The 16,565-nt window shown below is 64.8% G+C and carries 15 protein-coding genes; 5 read left to right on the forward strand and 10 right to left on the reverse strand.

What is annotated here, in order from left to right:
* Window positions 1-10: 10 nt before the first annotated feature.
* From DOM45_RS15540 to DOM45_RS15550, 3 genes are read right to left on the reverse strand one after another with little or no spacing between them, the layout of a single operon-like run.
* Complete coding sequence (locus DOM45_RS15540; RefSeq protein ID WP_110601940.1) at window positions 11-1,291, reverse strand: TRAP transporter large permease subunit; 1,281 nt, start codon at window positions 1,289-1,291, stop codon at window positions 11-13.
* Window positions 1,288-1,839 (reverse strand): TRAP transporter small permease, encoded by a 552-nt coding sequence (locus DOM45_RS15545; protein WP_198655636.1) that lies wholly within the window; start codon window positions 1,837-1,839, stop codon window positions 1,288-1,290. The genes DOM45_RS15540 and DOM45_RS15545 overlap by 4 nt, the downstream gene beginning before the upstream one ends.
* Window positions 1,840-1,898: 59 nt before the next feature.
* Window positions 1,899-2,909, reverse strand: a complete 1,011-nt coding sequence (locus tag DOM45_RS15550) for a TRAP transporter substrate-binding protein (RefSeq protein ID WP_110601942.1) — start codon at window positions 2,907-2,909, stop codon at window positions 1,899-1,901.
* A gap of 425 nt (window positions 2,910-3,334) precedes the next feature.
* On the opposite strand from DOM45_RS15550, the gene gshB reads away from it, so the two are divergent.
* The 4 genes from gshB to DOM45_RS15570 all read left to right on the forward strand — a co-directional run bounded on the left by gshB (window position 3,335) and on the right by DOM45_RS15570 (window position 6,041).
* A complete protein-coding gene (gshB, locus tag DOM45_RS15555; RefSeq protein WP_110601944.1) occupies window positions 3,335-4,300 on the forward strand; it encodes a glutathione synthase in 966 nt (321 codons plus the stop codon).
* Between the two features lie 138 nt (window positions 4,301-4,438).
* Window positions 4,439-4,996, forward strand: coding sequence for a YqgE/AlgH family protein (locus tag DOM45_RS15560; RefSeq protein WP_110602123.1), 558 nt, complete (start codon window positions 4,439-4,441; stop codon window positions 4,994-4,996).
* On the forward strand, window positions 4,996-5,466 hold the full coding sequence (gene ruvX, locus DOM45_RS15565; RefSeq protein WP_110601945.1) for a Holliday junction resolvase RuvX: 471 nt from the start codon (window positions 4,996-4,998) through the stop codon (window positions 5,464-5,466). Before DOM45_RS15560 ends, ruvX begins: the two co-directional genes overlap by 1 nt.
* Window positions 5,467-5,489: 23 nt before the next feature.
* Window positions 5,490-6,041 (forward strand): cupin domain-containing protein, encoded by a 552-nt coding sequence (locus DOM45_RS15570; RefSeq protein WP_110601947.1) that lies wholly within the window; start codon window positions 5,490-5,492, stop codon window positions 6,039-6,041.
* 34 nt (window positions 6,042-6,075) lie between these two features.
* On the opposite strand, the gene DOM45_RS15575 is transcribed toward DOM45_RS15570, so the two are convergent.
* From DOM45_RS15575 to DOM45_RS15585, 3 genes are all read right to left on the reverse strand, one after another.
* The gene (locus DOM45_RS15575) at window positions 6,076-7,575 is read right to left on the reverse strand and encodes an aldehyde dehydrogenase (protein ID WP_110601949.1); all 1,500 of its coding nucleotides are present in this window, start codon (window positions 7,573-7,575) and stop codon (window positions 6,076-6,078) included.
* Window positions 7,572-8,975 (reverse strand): aspartate aminotransferase family protein, encoded by a 1,404-nt coding sequence (locus DOM45_RS15580; protein ID WP_110601950.1) that lies wholly within the window; start codon window positions 8,973-8,975, stop codon window positions 7,572-7,574. Before DOM45_RS15580 ends, DOM45_RS15575 begins: the two co-directional genes overlap by 4 nt.
* 72 nt (window positions 8,976-9,047) lie before the next feature.
* Window positions 9,048-10,424: a glutamine synthetase family protein gene (locus DOM45_RS15585; protein WP_110601952.1), complete on the reverse strand. Its 1,377-nt coding sequence runs from the start codon at window positions 10,422-10,424 to the stop codon at window positions 9,048-9,050.
* Window positions 10,425-10,666: 242 nt separating this feature from the next.
* Here DOM45_RS15585 and DOM45_RS15590 point away from each other — a divergent pair, with 242 nt between their 5' ends.
* Window positions 10,667-11,419, forward strand: coding sequence for a gamma-glutamyl-gamma-aminobutyrate hydrolase family protein (locus tag DOM45_RS15590; RefSeq protein ID WP_110601953.1), 753 nt, complete (start codon window positions 10,667-10,669; stop codon window positions 11,417-11,419).
* Window positions 11,420-11,495: 76 nt separating this feature from the next.
* On the opposite strand, the gene DOM45_RS15595 is transcribed toward DOM45_RS15590, so the two are convergent.
* From DOM45_RS15595 to DOM45_RS15610, 4 genes are all read right to left on the reverse strand, one after another.
* Entirely contained in the window at window positions 11,496-12,806 is a 1,311-nt protein-coding gene (locus DOM45_RS15595) for an NAD(P)/FAD-dependent oxidoreductase (protein WP_110601954.1), read from the reverse strand.
* Between the two features lie 45 nt (window positions 12,807-12,851).
* Window positions 12,852-13,925 (reverse strand): ABC transporter substrate-binding protein, encoded by a 1,074-nt coding sequence (locus DOM45_RS15600; RefSeq protein ID WP_110601956.1) that lies wholly within the window; start codon window positions 13,923-13,925, stop codon window positions 12,852-12,854.
* A 44-nt stretch (window positions 13,926-13,969) separates the two neighbouring features.
* Window positions 13,970-15,349 (reverse strand): glutamine synthetase family protein, encoded by a 1,380-nt coding sequence (locus tag DOM45_RS15605; RefSeq protein WP_110601957.1) that lies wholly within the window; start codon window positions 15,347-15,349, stop codon window positions 13,970-13,972.
* Between the two features lie 79 nt (window positions 15,350-15,428).
* The gene (locus DOM45_RS15610) at window positions 15,429-16,496 is read right to left on the reverse strand and encodes an ABC transporter substrate-binding protein (protein ID WP_110601958.1); all 1,068 of its coding nucleotides are present in this window, start codon (window positions 16,494-16,496) and stop codon (window positions 15,429-15,431) included.
* Window positions 16,497-16,565: the final 69 nt, after the last annotated feature.

A 16,565-nucleotide genomic window follows, 5' to 3' on the forward strand; every position in this document is an offset into this window, starting at 1 on the left:
GGGGATGACCTCAGCTTGCCAGCCAGTAGAGCGGCATGGTGATGATTTGCGGGAACGCCACGAACAGCAGTAGCAGTACGACGTAGGCCGTGACGAAGGGCAGTACGCCCATGACCGCTTTCTCGAATTTGATCCGGCCCACGCTGGTGATGACGTTGAGCACGTTGCCCACCGGTGGCGTGATCAGGCCGATGGCGCAATTGAGTACGAACATGATGCCGAAGTAGACCGGGTCGATGCCGGCGATCTTGACGATCGGCATCAGGATCGGCGTCAGCACCAGGATCGTCGGCGTCAGGTCCATCACCATGCCGACGATCAACACGATGGCCATGATCGCCAGCATCAGCAGGCGGGGATGGTCGGCCAGCGGCGCCAGCAGACCGGCCACCATCATTGGCAGCTGGGCGATGCTGATCAGCCAGGAGGCGACGCTGGCCGCCGCCACCAGGAACATCACCACGGCCGTGTTGCGCGCAGCCTGCGTCAGCACCTCATACAGCTCGGCGAGATTGAGCTCCCGGTAGATCAGGGTGGACACCAGCATGGCGTAGACCGCCGCGACCACGCCGGCCTCGGTGGGGGTGAAAATGCCGGTCTTGATACCGCCGATGATGATCACTGGCAGCAGGATCGCCCAGAAGCTCTGGCGCAACGCAGCCAGCCGCTCGGCGCCGGACGCCTTCTCGGCGACCACCAGCGTTTCCTTGCGCGTGATGAACATCCACATCAGCACCAGGGTCGCGCCCATGATCAGCCCGGGCACGATGCCGGCCAGGAACAGCTTGCTGATCGAGATGCTACCGGCCACCCCGATGATGATCAGCGGAATGGAGGGCGGGATGATCGGGGCGATGATGCCTCCCGCCGCCATCAGCCCGGCCGATCGACCCTGGGGGTAGCCTGCCTGGCGCATCATCGGCAACAGCATCGAACCCAGCGCCGCGGTATCGGCGACGGCCGAGCCGGACAGGCTGGCCATGACGATGGCGGCGAAGATGGCGACGAAGCCAAGCCCACCCTTGCGGTGCCCCACCAGGCTCATCGCCAGCAGCACGATGCGTTTCGACAGGCCGCCGCGCGACATCACCTCGCCGGCCACCAGGAAGAAGGGAATCGCCAGCAGCGTGTAGCTGTCGGCGCCATTGATCAGGTTCTGGGCCAGGATCTGCGAATCGAACAGCCCCAGATGCAGCATCAGCACCACGGCGCTGACCAGCAGGGCGAAGGCGATCGGCAGGCTGAGCCCGATCGAGGCCAGCAGCGAGGCGAGAAACAGACCTATCGTCATGGTGCCATCTCCCGGCGGTCCGGCATCGACGTCAGCGGGGCAGGCAGCAGCAATCGCAGCGTCAGAATCAGCGACATCAGAACCCCGGCGACCAGCCCGGCCAGATAGAAGACACCCACGGGGATGCCGCTGATCGGGGAGAGGTCGCTCCAGTTGAGCAGGGTCTGGGCGTAGCTGCCCTTGACCAGCATCAGACAGCAGACCAGCATCACCAGCGTCACCAGCCGCCGCAGCACGGCCTGGGCCCTGCCCGGCAGGCGATCCGAGAACGTCGTCACGCTGAGGTGCTCGTGTCGCATCAGGCCCACGACGGTACCGAGAAAGATCACCCATACGAACAGGAACCGCGACAGCTCGACGCTGATCGAGATGCCGCTATTGAAGCCATAGCGCAGCACGACATTGGCGAACACCAGCGCGATCATTGCCACCAGTGCTAGCACCATCACCAGGTTGAGCACCTTTTCGGTGAGGTGCGACAAGCGACATAGCGTGGTCTGGAGCGAGCCATGGGGCGTGCGGACACTCGCTTGTGCCGGTCTGGACATGATGGGCCTCTTATCGCAATCGGTGATCGATCGTGTTGGGCAGTCGCCGCGGCGCCGATCTATTCCGTGCCGGGCCTTGCCGCCTCGATGGCCTCGATCAGCTCGCTGCCGTACTGCTCGGCGAAGCTGGCCTGTACCGGTGCGGCGACGATATCCCGCATCGAATCGCGATCCGGCTCCTCGACGATCTGCATGCCCTGCTGCTTGAGAAACTCGAGGTCGCCGGTCAGGCGTCGGGCGAGCTCCTCGCGCTCGAACTTCGCCGAGTCGATGGCGGCCTGGACCAGTAGTTGCTGGTTTTCCGGGCTCAAGCTCTCGAACTTGGCCTTGTTCATGACCAGGGGCGCCGCGGTATAGGCGTGCGCCGTGAGCGACAGGTAGTCCTGAACCTCATAGAAATTGGCCGAGCGGATCAGGCTGACCGGGTTCTCCTGCCCATCCACCGTGCGGGTCTCCAGCGCCGTGAACAGCTCGGTGAACGGCATCGGTGTCGGGTTGGCGCCGAGGGCCTTGAAAGCGGCGATATGGGCCGGGTTGGGCGTGGTGCGCAGCGTCAGTCCCTTGATGTCGTCCGCGTTCTCCACCGGGTGTCGGGAGTTGGTCAGGTTGCGAAAGCCGATCTCCCAGAACGCCAGTCCCTTGAGGTCGTGATCGCCGAGCCTGGCGAGCAGGGATTGACCGATATCGCCATCCAGCACGGCATAGGCATGGGCGTAGTCGTCGAACAGAAACGGCAGGTCGAGCACGTTCAGCTCGCCGACCAGTCCGGTGTAGTAGGGGTTGCCGGTCAGTACGATATCGACCTGGCCGCCGCGGGCGCTGGCCACCAGGGCGGTGTCGCTGCCCAGCTGTCCGCTGGGGAAGACGCGGATCTGCAGGTCGCCACCGCTGCGCTCGTCGACGAGATCGGCAAAATGCTCCGCGGCGAGATGCTGGGCGTCCTCCACCGGATGGGTATGGGCGAAGTTGAGTGTCGTGGCGGCCTGGGCGCTGGCGAAGGGCACGAGCACCGTCGCAGCGGCCGTCAGGATAGCGAGAAGAGGGCGGGACGTTGGGTTCTGGACGGTCATGCAGGCGATCTCCGATTGAGGGCATCCAGCTGACGCGTCGACCCAGCGATCAACACGCCGTGGCACGGTGGAAAGGCGCCGTGCCTGAAGAGATCGTTTTCGAAACCGGCGTGCGCTGTACCGAGACACCCCTGGCGCCGGGCGATATCGGCCAGAGATGGACCCTCGCGGCCGCCGCTCCCTCGATGCTCTTCAAGAGAGAGATTGCGCCCAATCGATCAATGTATACATTATACGTTGGTCGCTTCGGAGCACCGGGGGCCTTAACCTTTAGTCCCGTCGGTTGCCGTCAGCGGCTATCGAAAGCGTGGGGATCGGGCGCCGCGACCGATCGCCCGAACTTCGGTTTCCCCGCCCCCTACAGATGAGACGTGGGCTGCGTCATACTGCGACCCATTCAATCTCTCTTTGGGAAGATCTGATCGATGAGCCAGAAAACGGCGAAGCTTGGCGTGGTGATGGACCCCATCGCCGACATTACCTACAAGAAGGACACCACGCTGGCCCTGCTGTGGGCGGCGGAGGCGATGGGCTGGTTGCTCTACTATCTCGAGCAGGAGGATCTCTATCTCTACGAGGGGCGCGCCATGGGCAGCGTGCGCCCGCTCAAGGTGTTCCGCGATCCGGCGCACTGGTTCGAGCTGGGCGAGCGGGAGGCGATGCCGCTGGGCGAGCTGGACGTGATCCTGATGCGCAAGGACCCGCCGGTGGATGGCCACTTCCTCAACGCCGTGCACCTGCTGGCGTTCGCCGAGCGCGAGGGTACCCTGGTGGTCAACCCGACCCGGGCGCTGTTCGAGTGCAACGAAAAGCTGTTCGCCCAGCAGTTCGCCCACTGCATCCCGCCGACGGTGGTCTCCTGTCGCGACGCGGTGCTGCGGGCCTTCCAGGCCGAGCATGGCGATACCATCTTCAAGCCGCTGGATGGCATGGGCGGCACCGGTATCTTTCATATCGGCCCGGAGGGGCGCAATCTCGGCGCGGTGATCGAGCAGCTCACCGAGCGCGGCCAGCGTCAGATCATGGCCCAGCGCTATCTGCCGGAGATCAAGGATGGCGACACCCGCATTCTGCTGGTCGACGGCGAGCCGGTGCCCTACGGGCTGGCGCGCATCCCCAGCGCCGGCGAGACTCGCGGCAACCTGGCCGCCGGTGGCCGCGGCGTCTCCCGGGAGCTGACCGATCGCGACTACTGGCTGGTCGAGCAGGTCCAGCCGATGATTCGCGAAAAGGGGCTGCTGTTCGTCGGCCTCGACGTGATTGGCGACTACATCACCGAGATCAACGTCACCAGCCCCACCTGCGTGCGCGAGATCGACGACCAGCGCGGTACCGACATCGCTGCGCAGTTGATGGCCGCGATCGCCAGACGACTGGACGCCCAGGGCTGATCCAGCCCGACGGGGCAGAGATGTTACAATAAGTCCATTTCCTCTATGACCGGCGCTCGCGGCTCGAGCGCCGGATCGCTGCGCGATGTCCGATGGAGTCCTATGCCAACGACCAGGCCAACATCCATGCCCACGCCGATGCAGAGCCTCAAGAACTACTTCCTGATGGCGATGCCGCATCTGGAAGACCCCAACTTTGCCGGGACGCTGACCTATCTCTGCGACCATGACGACGACGGCACCCTGGGGGTGATCGTCAATCGGCCCTCCGAACTGACCCTGGACGGGCTGTTCGAACAGCTCGATATCGAGTCCGAGCCCGGCCCGCACAACGACGTGTTGGTCTACAACGGCGGGCCGACCTACCGCGATCGCGGTTTCATCCTGCATCGTGGCAATGCCAGCGACTGGGACTCCAGTATCCAGGTCGCCGACGGTCTGGCGCTGACCACGTCGATGGACATGCTGCAGGCGATCGCCCAGCGGCGAGGCCCGGAGCAGTATCTGGTCACGCTGGGCTGCGCGGGGTGGAAATCCGGCCAGCTCGAGGACGAACTCAAGCAGAACACCTGGCTGATCGCCGAGGGTGACGCCGCGATCCTGTTCGATCGCCCGCCTGAGCAGCGCCTGGGCGCCGCCGCCGGCATCCTCGGCGTCGATCTCAACCTGATGACCCGCGACGCCGGACACGCCTGATGGCATCGGCAACCGGTGACCGGGTCGGTCAGCGCCTGGTGATGGCGTTCGATTACGGCACCCGGCGGATCGGCGTCTCGGTCGGCAACGAGATGCTGCGCTCCGCCAGTGGCCTGGAGCCGCTGCCCGCCCGCGACGGCATCCCCGACTGGGTCGTCGTCGAGAGGTTGTTGAAGGAGTGGCAGCCGGACCTGCTGGTGGTCGGGCTGCCGATCCACGACGACGGCAGTGAATCCGACATGAGCGTGCGGGCGCGCAAGTTCGGCAATCGGTTGCATGGCCGTTTCGGCAAGCCGGTGGAGATGTTCGACGAGCGCGGCACCACCCGCGCCGCCAAGCAGATCGCCCGGGAGCAGGGCCACAAGGGCAACTACCGTGATCGTGGCGTCGACGGTATCGCCGCCCAGTTGATTCTGGAGAACTGGTTCAACCGCGAGTCGCTCCCGTCCGGGGCCCCCGACGTAAGCTGACCATCGCTTGAGGAAGAGAACGGATGTCTGATGATGTCGGCGCCCGCCTGCGAGCTCTGAGAACCTTTCGCGGCATCTCCCAGCGCGAGCTGGCCAAGCGCTGTGGCGTGACGCACTCCAGCCTGTCGTTGATCGAGCAGGGCAAGGTCAGTCCTTCCGTCAGCTCGCTGAAGAAGATCCTCGACGCCATTCCGATGAGCGTGGGGGATTTCTTCACCATGGATCTGGAGAATCGGAATCAGGTCTTCTTCGGTGCCGACGAGTTGATCGACGTTGGCACCGGAGACGTGATCTACAAGCTGGTGGGAGCCAACCGGGAGTCGCGGGCGTTGTCGTTCATGGTCGAGACCTATCCGGCCGGCAGCGATACCGGGCGCGAGATGATCGCCCATCAGGGCGAGGAAGCCGGGGTCGTGCTCGAGGGGGAGATCGAGATCACGATCGGTGCCCAGACGCGGACACTGGCGCCGGGCGAGGCTTACTACTTCAATACCAACATCCCGCACCGCTTCCGCAACCCCGGCAAGTCGGCCTGCCGGCTCGTCAGCTGCGCCACTCCCGCCAAGACGTTCTGATCCCCCGCGGCGATCTGCCAAGCGCGATCCCGGCTCACGACGAAAGCGACATCCATACACTCTTGAGCTCGGAGTACTCCTCCAGCGAGTGGTGCGACTTGTCGCGGCCGTTGCCGGACTGCTTGACGCCGCCGAAGGGCACGGTCTGGTCGCCGCCGGCCCAGTTGTTGACGAAGACCTGGCCGGACTGGAGGCGCCGTGTGACCCGCATGATGCGGTCGATGTCCTGGCTCCAGAAGCCGGCCGCCAGCCCGTAGTCACTGTCGTTGGCCATCGCGATCGCTTGCTCCTCCGTGTCGAAGCCGAATACCGACAGCACCGGACCGAAGATCTCCTCCCGGCCGATGACCATGTCGTCGGTGACGTCGTCGAAGACGGTTGGGCCGATGAAAAGGCCGGGCCCAGCTTGTGGCTTGCCGCCCATGCGCAGCCGCGCGCCTTCTGCCACGCCCTGGCGGATATAGTCCAGCACCCGTTCGTACTGGGTGCGGTCGACGATAGCGCCCATGAAGCTGGCGGGGTCCAGCGGATCGCCCGGTTGCATCGATTCGGCGGCGGCGAGCAGCCTGTCGATGAAGGCCTCGCGCACGCTGTTTTCCACCAGCAGGCGTGACCCTGCGATGCAGACCTCGCCCTGGTTGTAGAAGATCGCCTCGGCGGCGTGGCGGGCCACGCTGTCCAGGTCCTTGCAGTCGGCGAAGACGATATTCGGGCTCTTGCCGCCACACTCCAGGTACACCCGCTTCAGGTTGGACTGCCCCGCGTACTGCAGCAGCTGCTTGCCGACGCCCGTCGAGCCGGTGAAGGCGAGGCAGTTGACCTCCATGGACAGCGCCAAGGCCTTGCCGACCGTGTGGCCGAACCCCGGCAGTACCTGGAAAACGCCGCTCGGCAGGCCCGCCTCCCGCGCCAGCGAGGCCAGGTACAGCGCGGAGAGCGGCGACTTCTCGGAGGGCTTGAGGATGACGCTGTTACCTGCGGCGAGCGCCGGACCGATCTTCCAGGCCGTCATCATCAGCGGAAAATTCCACGGCACGATGGCGGCGACGACGCCCAGCGGTTCGCGCAGCACCAGCGCGAGGGTATCGTCGCCGGTCGGCGCCACCTCGCCGTAGAGCTTGTCGATCGACTCGGCCTGATGGCGAATGCAGCCGATGGCGCCGCTGACATCGCTCTGGGCGCTGCTGATCGGCTTGCCCATGTCCAGCGTGTCGAGCAGGGCCAGCGTATCTCGATGGCGCTCCATCAGCCCTGCCAGTCGTAGCAGCGCGTGCTTGCGTGCGGTGGGCGCCAGCCGTGCCCAGCTACCGCGGGTGAATGCCGCGCGGGCCACGGTCACGGCCTTGTCGGCATCGGCGGCGTCGCAGCTCGCCACCTTGGCCAGGATTTCCCCCGTCGCGGGATTGATCGTGGCGAAGGTCTCGCCGCTCTCGGCCGCGACGAACTCATCGTCGATGAAGGCGCGTGTCTCGAGATTGGCGGTAAGGGCGGCGGCTTTGGCCTGCCAGTCGGCCAGCGTTGGCGTCGGGCTCATGTGGGTGTCTCCTTCGTTGCCGAAATGGTGGCCCCTCGGGCCTGCAGCCGTCGAGCCGTCTCGTCCAGCGCGGCCGTCGCCAGCGCGATCAGTTCGTCGATCTGGGCCTCGGTGATGACCAGCGGCGGAGAGATGATCATCGTGTCGCCCACCGAGCGCATCACCAGCCCGAACTCGAAGCAGATCTCGCGACAGGTTTCGCCCGCCTTGAAGGTCTTGTCGAAACGCGTACCGGCTGCCTTGTCGGCGACGATCTCGAGCGCGCCGATCAGCCCCAGGGAGCGGGCCTCGCCGATGAGGGGATGCCGCTCGAGCGCCTTCCAGTGCTTCGCCAGATACGGCCCTGTCACCCGGCGCACCTGTTCGACGACGCCTTCGGCCGCCATCAACCTGAGGTTTTCCAGCGCAACGGCGGCGCAGGTAGGGTGCCCGGAGTAGGTGAAGCCGTGGTGGAATTCCCCGCCATCGTCGATCAGTGTCCGGGCGACCCGGTCGCCGACCAGCACGCCGCCGATCGGCAGGTAGCCGGACGAGAGGCCCTTGGCGACCGACATCAGGTCCGGCGCGAGATCGTAGTGAACGCTGCCGAACCATTCGCCCAGGCGACCGAAGCCGCAGATGACTTCGTCGACGACCAGCAGGATGTCGTGGCGCGACAGCACCTCCTTGATCGCCGGCCAGTAGCTCTCCGGCGGGATGATTGCGCCGCCCGCGCCCTGCACCGGTTCGGCGATGAAGGCCGCGACCTTGTCCGGCCCCAGCGCCTGGATGCGCGCTTCCAGTGCGTCGGCACAGACCTTGCCGAACGCCTCTGGCGACATGTCCCGCCCTTGGTCGAACCAGTAAGGCTGACGGATGTGGGTGATGCCCGGTACGCAGGGCCCGCCCTGGGCCTGCATCGGCGCCATGCCGCCCAGGCTCATGCCGGCCACCGTCGAGCCGTGATAGGCGTTGTCGCGGCTGATGATCCACTGCTTTTCGGGCTGACCCTCGAGCGCCCAGTAGCGGCGCACCATGCGCAATGCCGTGTCATTGGCCTCGGACCCGGAGCCAGTGAAGAACACGCGGTTGATATGATCCGGCGCCAGGCCGCAGAGGGTCTCGGCCAGCTCGGCCGCTGGTGGGTTCGTGGTCTTGAAGAAGCTGTTGTAGTAGGGCAGCTGCCGCAACTGGCGGCTCGCGGCATCGACCAGTTCCTGACGGCCGTAGCCCAGGTTGACGCACCACAGTCCCGCCATCGCGTCCAGGAACCGCCGGCCTCCGTCGTCCTCGATGTAGATGCCGTCGGCGGCGGTAATGAGTCGACTGCCTTCGTCACCCAGCGCCTTGAAGTCGGTGAAGGGGTGCAGGTAGTGATCGCGGTCGAGCGCTTTGAGTCCTGCGGCGTCTGACGGTGTCATGGCGTACTCCTCTGGAGCGGGCGTACCCGATGTGGTGGCTCCGGCAATGTCCTCCTGGTGTCGCTCCAGGGATCAGACGTGGCGCAGATACCAGTCGTACTCGAGCCGGCTTACCACTTGCATGGCGGATGCCCGTTCGGCACGGCGGTTCGCCAGGAACACGTTCAGGAACTCCTGGCCGAGCGCCTCGTTCAGCACCTCGGATTGCTCGAGCAGCTCCAGCGCTCGAGACCAGCTGTTGGTCAGTATCGGGTCGAACTGCTCGTAGGCGTTGCCGGTGACGATCTCCTCGGGGGGGATCCGGTGGGTGATGCCGTGGATGATCGAGGCGAGCAGGGTCGCCAGCAGCAGGTAGGGGTTGGCATCGGCACCGCCGACACGGTGCTCGATCCGTCGCGCGGCATTTGGCCCGGAGGGAATGCGCAGGGCCACGGAGCGGTTGTCGAAGCCCCAGGTCGGCGCCATGGGAACGTAGAGCCCCGGCTGAAACCGGCGGAAGGAGTTGAGATTCGGGGCCATCAGGGCGACCGATTCCGGCATCAGTCTGAGCAGGCCGCCGATGGCGTGGCGCAGCGTTTCGGTACCCAGCGGGTTCTCGTCATCGGCGGCAAAGACATTGCGACCGTGGGCATCGAGCAGGCTGATGTGGACATGCATGCCGTTGCCGGCTTCCTCGTCGTAGGGTTTGGCCATGAACGTCGCTTCGAAGCCATGGTTGACGGCGATTCCCTTGATCAGGCGCTTGAGCAGCACCGCGCTGTCGCATGCCTTGAGTACGTCGCTGCCGTGCAGCAGGTTGATCTCGAACTGGCCCGGCGCGCACTCCTTCAGCGCCGTGTCCAGCGGCAGGTTCTGGGTCGCGGCCGCGGCCTGGATGTCGCCCAGGAACGCGGCGTACTCGTCGAGCTCCGAAATCGAATACACCTGGCTGGTGGTGGCGCGTTCGCCGGTCTCCGGCGAGCGGGGCGGCTGCACTCTGCCCAGCTCGTCCCGCGTGCGATCGACGATATAGAACTCGAGCTCCAGCGCGACGGCGGCGGTGAACCCCATCGTCGCCAGGCGCTGTACCTGTCGGGCCAGGACGTTGCGCGGGTCGGCGAAGAAGGGGCCATCATGCTCGTTGCGCATGGTCATCAGCAGTTGCCCCTGGCAGCCGTCCCGCAGCCAGGGTGTCGGCATCAGGGTGCCGGGGATCGGGCGGCAGACCTGGTCGCAGTCGCCGATGTCCAGGCCAAGGCCCGTCGCTTCGATCGTGTTGCCGGTGATGTCCAGCGCGAAGACCGAGCCGGGGAGGTTGATACCGTTGACGTAGGCCTTTTCGAGATTTTCCCGGGGAATCCGCTTGCCGCGAAACACCCCATTGAGGTCGCTCAGCAAGAGATCGATGCTATCGATAGCGGGGTTGCGCGCCAGGAAGTCACGAGCCTCGTCGACGGGAAGGGAGGACATGATGTCACCTGAGATCGTTTGTTATGGTCGTTGATAGTGTTTCGTTCGCCCGGTATTGTTGTCAAATTATTTACGTTTTATTCGTTTTTTCTTCGGCTGAAAATTGATGGATTATTATTTATTTTTCGGATAAATGATTGTTTTTATGTGCTTTGTTTGTTTTCACGGTCGCTGTCTGGCAATAAAAATAGATCGGTGCGTGTTGATGAAAACATGACGGATTTCGGTTTCGAGGAGGCATCATGCAGAAGCGTCCCCTGGTGGGTGTCATTGCCTGCCGCCGTGAGGTGGAAGGCCACCCTGCCCACATGGTCACCGACAAATATCTCAGCGCGCTGCGGGCGTATGGGCTGGAGCCGGTCATCCTGCCGGTCTGGCGCGACAGCGATGCCGACGCTGCCAGCGCGCTGCTGGATCGTCTCGACGGCCTGATGCTGACCGGTAGCTACACCAACGTGCTGCCGAGTCGATACCATGCGGAACGGGCGCCTGAAAACACGCGGGACGACCTGGATCGCGATCACGCCGCCATGCTGTGGGTGCCGTTGGCACTGGAGCGCCGGCTGCCGCTACTGGGGATCTGCCGCGGCTTCCAGGAGTTCAACGTGGCCCTTGGCGGGACGCTGCATCAGGCCGTCCAGCGTGTGCCCGGCCTCATGGATCACCGCGAGCCGGAAGGGTCGAAGGCCCAGCAGTATGCGCCGAGCCACGAGGTCGAGATCCGGCCCGGCGGCCGCCTGGCCAGCCTCTATGGCGAGTGCCGGAAAGGGCTGAAGGCACGGGTGAACTCGCTGCATCAGCAAGGTATAGACCGGTTGGCGGAGGGCCTGTTCGTGGAGGCGGTGGCACCGGATGGTCTGGTCGAGGCGGTTTCGCTGCCGGAAGCGCCTGGCTTTACCCTGGCGGTGCAGTGGCACCCCGAGTGGGAACCCGGGAACAACGCGCTCTACGACGCGATCTTCCAGGGGTTTGCCCGCGCCTGTCAGCCGCAATGACGGACGCCGCCAGCGCTCGCCCGAACCTGGACGGTAATCCCTGCGCGCTCCCGGCGGCATCGGGATGTCGAGCCACCTAGATGCCGAGTCGGTCGCGCGCCTCGTAATACCAGGCTCCCAGTGCCGAAAGCGGCACGCGCAGCATCCGGCCGCCGGGAAAGGGCTGGTGCGGCAGCCCGGCGAAGGCGTCGAATCGATCGTCGCGCCCCGTCATCACTTCGCTGATCAGGCGCCCGGCAAGATGCGTGCAGGTCACGCCGTGGCCGGAGTAGCCCTGGGCGTAGTAGACGTTGTCGTTGATCACGCCGAACTGCGGCAGGCGATTCAGCGTCATCAGGAAGTTGCCGCTCCAGGCGTAGTCCACCTTGACCTCTTTCAACTGCGGAAACGTCTTGAGCATCTTGGGGCGAATCACCGCCTCGATATCCGCCGGCCCCTCGCTGCCGTAGTTGACGCCACCGCCGTACAGCAGCCGGTTGTCGCGAGTCAGCCGGTAGTAGTCGAGCAGGTAGTTGCAGTCCTCCACCGCCATGCCGTTGGGCAGCAGGCGCCGGGCGAGCTCGTCCCCGAGGGGCTCGGTGGTGATGATCTGCGTCCCGCAGGGCATGGACTTTCGTTCGAGCTCCGGCATGACCCCGTGCAGATAGGCGTTGCCGGCCATGACGACGCGGTCGGCCCTGACGGTGCCATCAGCGGTCTTCACCGTGACCGGAGCGCCGTGCTCGAGGGTGACGACCGGGCTCTGCTCGTAAATTACGCCGCCCCTCGATTCCAGGGCGGCAGCCTGGCCCAGCGCCAGGTTCAGCGGATGGAGATGGCCGCCGGAGTGATCGATCAGCACGCCGGTGTAGCGGTTGCTGCCGACCTCACGCTGGTAGGCGTCGCCTCCCAGCAGTTCCAGGCTGTCGTTGCCGTAGCGCTGCCACAGGGTCTGGTGATGCCTGAGGGCCTCGAGCTGCTTGGCGTTGCAGGCGGCGAACAGGTTGCCGTCGCGGAGGTCGCACTCGATGCCGTAGGTCGCGATTCGCTCGCGGATTATCCGGTTGCCCTCGAAGGCCATGTCGCCCAGCGCCCGGCCGGTTGTCTGGCCGTATTTCGATTCGATCACGTCGATGTCGCGGCTGTAGCTGTTGACGATCTGGCCGCCGTTGCGCCCCGAGGCGCCATAGCCGACGCGCGCGGCTTCCAGCACGATCACCTTCAGACCCTTCTCGGCCAGATGCAGCGCCGATGACAGCCCGGTGAAGCCGGCCCCCACCACGCACACGTCGCAGCTGACGTCGGCCGACAGTGCCGGTCGCGCCGGCGCGGCGTTGGCCGAGGCCGCGTACCAGGAGGCGGTGTGCTCGAGCTGTGACGGGCGCTTTGCGTCGGAAGGCGCGGACATCCTGGACTCCATGAATGAAAGGACGATTGGGAGGATAAAGGCCGATCAGCGAGATCGGGCTTCCGACCACAACTGCTGCAGCAGCTGCAACTGCTCGCCGTCGACGGCGGGCGTCAGCGACAGCCGTGCGCGGGTGTCGGCATCGGGCATCACCGGCGGCTCGCGAAGTTCGGCGGACAGCATCGGTTGCGCCGCCGCGTTGGGCGAGGTGTACAGGTTGTAGTTGGAGAGCCGGGCCGCGACCTCGGGGCGCAGCAGGTATTCGATGAAACGGCGTGCGTTGTCCGGATGTGGTGCCCGGGCCGGGATGGCCATCACGTCCACCCAGCGCTGCGAGCCTTCTCTGGGCACGAAAAAGCCGATGTTGCCGTAGAGCTCCGGGTCCTCGCTCTGTTTGCCGGCCAGGTCGCCGTTGTAGGCAATGCCGGCGTGGATCACGCCGCTGGCGATCTGCTCGATGGTCGCGGTGGCGTCGACGAAGCCGACGAAATTGTCTCGCTCACGGGTGGCAACCAGCAGCTTGGCGGCCTCGACCCAAGGGGCCTGGCCGACGCAGTCGAACCCTTCGCCAAGGTAGGCGCAGAGGGTCGAGAAGGTGAACTGGGCATCGCCCTTGAGTAGCGCAAAGGGGTAGTCGGCGTTGACGGCGGGATCGTACAGCAGTCCCCAGCTAGGATCCGGGTCGGGGAAGGTGTCGGTGTTGTAGACGATGCCGGTCACCCCCCATTGATACGGCACGGTGTAGGTGCCATCCGGATCGTAGGCGGGCTGCTGGAAGTCCGCCATGATGTTGTCGATGCCCTCGAGTGATTGGCCGTCAGGGGCGAGCGGCTGAATGACCTCCGCCCCGATGAGGCGCGGCACGAAGTAGTCCGAGGGGATGACGATATCGTACTGGGCATCGCCACCGGCGTTCAGCTTGGCCAGCATCTCGGCGTTGGAGTTGTAGTAGTTCTGAACCACGTCGATGCCGGTTTCGGCCTCGAAGTCGGCGATGATCTCGGGATCCATGTAGTCGGTCCAGTTGAACAGGTTCAACTGTCTTTCCTGATCGTCGGCCACGGCGCCGCTGCTCGCCAGCGCCGCCATCGACAAGACCGCCCATTGCGTCAATTTCATCATCGCTCCCCCGCTTCGCTGTTTATTGGCCTTCTTGTTGGACTTCAAACCCGCAGCAGCAGGTGCTCGCGCTCCCACGAGCTGATCACGCGGAAGTAGGCGCGGTGTTCGGCGCGTTTGACCGCGAGATAGCTGTTGGTGAAGCGTTCGCCGAGGATGTCGGCCAGTTCGGGACATTCCCGCAGCCGGTCCAGTGCCGGGCCGATGTCGTCCGGCAGCTTGCTGCCACTGGACCAGGCCGAACCGACCATCGGCGGACGGGGTTCCAACTGGCCGACCATGCCGAGATAGCCGCAGGCCAGCGAGGCCGCCAGCACCAGATAGGGGTTGGCGTCGGCGCCGCCGAGGCGGTTTTCGACCCGGGTGGCGGCGGGCGAGGAGACCGGCACGCGCAAGCCCACGGTGCGGTTGTCCATCCCCCAGTCGACGTTGACCGGCGCGGAACCACTCGCCTCGTGGCGCATCAGTCGGCGATAGGAGTTGACGTTGGGGGCCAGCAGCGGCATCGCTGCGGGCAGATAGTGCTGCAAACCGCCGATGAAATGATGAAACAGAGGGCTGGTGGGGTTGTCTCCGATTCCGCTGAGGCCAGAGGCGAACAGGTTGTTGCCCTTGGCGTCGACCAGGCTCTGGTGAATGTGCATGGAGCTACCCGGCTCGTTGGCCATCGGCTTGGCCATGAAGGTGGCGTACATGCCGTGGCGCAGCGCGGTTTCTCGCAGCACACGCTTGAACATGACCACCTGATCGGCCAGCGCCAGCGGATTGCCGTGCTGGAAGTTGACCTCCATCTGGCCGGCACCCTCCTCGTGGATCAGCGTGTCCAGGTCGAGGTGCATCGCCTCGCAGTAGTCATACATCTCCTCGAACAGGGGATCGAATTCGTTGACCGCGTCGATGGAGAACGACTGGCGGCTGCTCTCCTGGCGTCCGGTACGACCGATCGGCGGCTCCAGCGGGTAGTCGGAATCGGTGTTGGTCTTGACCAGGTAGAACTCGACCTCGGGGGCGACCACCGGGCGCCAGCCGCGCTGTTCGTAGAGCTCCAGGACGCGCTTGAGCACGTGACGGGGCGAGAGATCGACCGGCTCGCCGGTGAGGTAGTAGCAGTCGTGAATGATCTGCGCGGTGGGGTCTTCGGCCCAGGGTACCAGGAAGGCGGCATCGGGATCGGGCACCAGCTCCATGTCCCGCTCGGCGGGATTCCAGAAGCGGATATCCTCGTCGTCGGGATAACCGCCGGTGACGGTCTGGATGAAGATCGAGTCCGGCAATCGTGGCAGCCCGCCATCGAGGTACTTGCTGGCGGGCATGATCTTGCCCTTGAGGATGCCGGTGAGATCGGTAACCAGACATTCGACTTCGGTGATGCCGTGCTGTTGGAACCAGTCTTTGAGCGCTGGTGTTTCCTGACGGTGACCCATGTGAGCGTTCCGTGTGGTGATGGGTTGCCCGGACGCGGCCAGCGGCCGTGCCGGGCAGTGAGATGGGGGAGCGGCGGCGCTACCGAGCCTGCACTTCCGACCACAGTTGCTGGAAGGTCTGCAGTTTTTCGCCCTCCAGGCTCGGGGTGAAACGCAGCACTTTCATCTCTTCGTCGGTGGGCTGGGCCGGCGGCTGCCTCAGTGCCGCTTCCAGATAGGGCTCGGCGGCGGCGTTGGGGCTGGCATAGAAATTGTAGTTGGAGAGCTGGGCACCGATCTTGGCGTCGAGAATGAAGTTGATGAACTTGTAGGCCAGATCCGGGTGGGGGGCCTGGGACGGAATCATCATCGAGTCGACCCACATCTCGGCGCCTTCCTCGGGAATCATGAAGTCGAGGTGCGCGAAGGTCTCCGGATCCTCGCTCTTGTACAGCAGATAGTCGCCGTTATAGGACATGCCGACATGGGTCACGCCGCGCGCGAGCTGCTGCAGTGCGGGGGTGCCGTCGGAGAAGCCGGAGAAGTTGTCGCGATGCTTGGTCTCGATCATCAGCTTGGCGGCGTCGCGCCAGCTGTCGAGGTCATCGCAGTCGTAGGGTTTGCCCAGCGCCGCGCAGGCGGCGCCCATGGCGACCTGGCCGTCGCCCATGATCGCGAAGGGGTAGTCGGGGTTGACCTTGGGATCGAACATCAGCGACCAGCTGCGGGGCGCGTCCGGGAAGGTATCGGTGTTGTAGATGATCCCGGTCGTGCCCCACTGGTACGGCGCCGAATAGGCGGAACCCGGGTCGAAACTCGGATCCTGGAACTGCGCCTTCACATTGGTGAAATTGGGGATCCTGGAGTGATCGAGCTTCTGGACCAGGCCGGTCTGGATCAAGCGCGGCACGTAGTAGTTCGAGGGCACGATGATGTCGTACTGGGAGGCACCGCCGGCATTGAGCTTGGCGAACATCTCCGGCAGCGAGTTGTAGTAGTTCTGCACCACCTCGACGTCGTATTTCTGCTCGAACGCCGTGATGATCTCCGGGTCCATGTACTCGGTCCAGTTGAACAGATAGAGCTTGTCGTCCGCGGCCTGGGCCTGGCTGACGAGCAGCAGGCTGCAGCAGGCGGCGGTCAGGGCACTGGTGACGGGCTTTGACATCGGTTCTTCTCCTTGTTGTTCGACGGCTTTTTTGACAGCTTTTCGAGCGCTCCCCCGACGCTGGGCTTC

The organism is Salinicola lusitanus (assembly GCF_003206045.1).
Classification (GTDB): domain Bacteria; phylum Pseudomonadota; class Gammaproteobacteria; order Pseudomonadales; family Halomonadaceae; genus Salinicola; species Salinicola lusitanus.